Source organism: Streptomyces sp. NPDC002130 (genome assembly GCF_040296465.1).
Classification (GTDB): Bacteria; Actinomycetota; Actinomycetes; order Streptomycetales; family Streptomycetaceae; genus Streptomyces.
Window position 1 is genome coordinate 1 of the sequence record NZ_JBEOXI010000703.1, and the last position, 1,679, is coordinate 1,679.

The following is a 1,679-nucleotide window of genomic DNA, read 5'->3' on the forward strand; positions in this document are numbered from 1 at the left end:
AACCCCGCCGCACCCTTCGGCGGCGTCAAGCAGTCCGGGCTCGGGCGTGAAGGCGGCCGCGTCGGGATCGACGAGTTCCTGGAGTACCAGTACCTTGCGGTGCCCGTGCGATGACGGCGGTCATGCCCTGACGACGGCGTAGCACGCACCGTGACGGGCCTCACCCGTGCCCGGTCTCCACGCCGCCGGGCACGGGGGACGGCCGCCAACCGGCGGCCCAGGCAACCCGCGACTCCAGCAGCCCTTTCTCGAGCCCAGGACAGGAAAGACATGTCACTTCTGAAGACCATCGACACCCATCCCTCCTTCGCGCCGCACAAGTCCGGCCCGCTCCCGGAACGTCTGGTTTCCGGCGACCCCGCGTTCAAGACCTGGGTCCAGGACGTCGCCCGTGAGGAATTGATCCATACGGGAGTCTGGGAAGCGACGCCCGGCGAGACGCGCTCGATCAAGGGCGAGACCTTCGAGTTCTGCCACATCCTCTCCGGCATCGTCGAACTCACGCCGGAAGGCGGCGAGCCGGTGGTCTACAAGGCGGGTGACAGTTTTGTCATGAAGCCGGGCTTCGTCGGTGTCTGGAAGACCATCGAAACCGTGCGCAAGATCTACGTGATCGTGAAGTGACACCGGGCCCGTCGTCAGGCCAGGTGCCGGGCGGTGATCTCCGTAGCCGTCTCGGAGACCAGCCGGCCCAGCTCGGGCAGCCGGTCGGGTTCGAAGCGGGAGTCGGGCAGGGAGGCGGACACCGCGGCCAGCGGTGTGCCCTCACCGTCGAGCACGGGCGCCGCGATCGCGCAGACACCCTGCAGGTACTGGTTGTGGTTGACGGCGTAGCCACGCTCTCGCACGCGGCGGAGCTCCGCGCGCAGTTGCCTCGGGTCGGTGATGGTCTCCTCGCCGTAACCCTCCAGCGTCCCCGCGGCGACCTCGTCTATCTCGGACCTTTCCAGATGGGCCAGCACGGCGTTCCCGGCGGCGGTGGCGTGCAGGGGTGAGGTGTCGCCGATGGCATGGAAGGTGCGTACGGCTTGGTCGCAGTCGACGCGGTCGACGACGACCATGCCGTGCAGGGCGTCCGGAACCGACAGATGGATGGTCTCGTTCAGCGCGTCGCGGAGCCGGATCATGGGTTCACGGGCGGCGGCGAACAGGCTGGAGCCCTGCAGCGCGGCGGGGCGTACGGCCAGGACGCGGGCGCCGACCTCCCAGCGGGTGGTGTCCTTGCGGTTCGCCCGCAGCCAGCCTGCCTCGTTGAGGGTGACCAGGGTGCGCTGCACGGTGGACTTCGGCAGCCCGAAGATCTTGGTCAACTCCCCGACGGTCACGGGTTGGTGTCGGGCGACTGCCTCCAGAACCCGGAGCGACCTGGTGACGCTCTTCATTTCCATTCGATGCCCCCTCAGACCTGTGGTCCCTGGTTCTCATTCCTCTTGACTCCGACACGGAGTCACGGTCATGATCTGTGCCGGATTCCAGCATAGCGTGCCACGATGTGGAACGTAGTTGGGTTCGGTCGTTCAGTGGACCGGACTTGAGGTGCACAGGGGTCCCGATTCCCCGCGGCGATGGACAGCGGTAGGGCCTTGACCAGGCCTGCCGTGCCGCGTGGGTGCGGCCGCCCTGTGTCCGGCTTCCCCCGCCGGGCGCAGGGCGGTGGCTGCCGTGACACACGGCTGAGG

The 1,679-nt window shown here is 68.0% G+C and carries 3 protein-coding genes; 2 read left to right on the forward strand and 1 reads right to left on the reverse strand.

The features are described from left to right. Nucleotides 1-114, forward strand: a 114-nt coding sequence (locus tag ABT116_RS44630) for an aldehyde dehydrogenase family protein (RefSeq protein WP_351646655.1), incomplete at its 5' end; no start/stop codon positions are given. A gap of 156 nt (nt 115-270) precedes the next feature. After that, complete coding sequence (locus ABT116_RS44635) at nt 271-624, forward strand: cupin domain-containing protein (RefSeq protein WP_351646652.1); 354 nt, start codon at nt 271-273, stop codon at nt 622-624. A gap of 14 nt (nt 625-638) precedes the next feature. Here ABT116_RS44635 and ABT116_RS44640 read toward each other — a convergent pair whose 3' ends face one another. After that, a complete protein-coding gene (locus ABT116_RS44640; protein ID WP_351646659.1) occupies nt 639-1,382 on the reverse strand; it encodes an IclR family transcriptional regulator in 744 nt (247 codons plus the stop codon). Nucleotides 1,383-1,679: the final 297 nt, after the last annotated feature.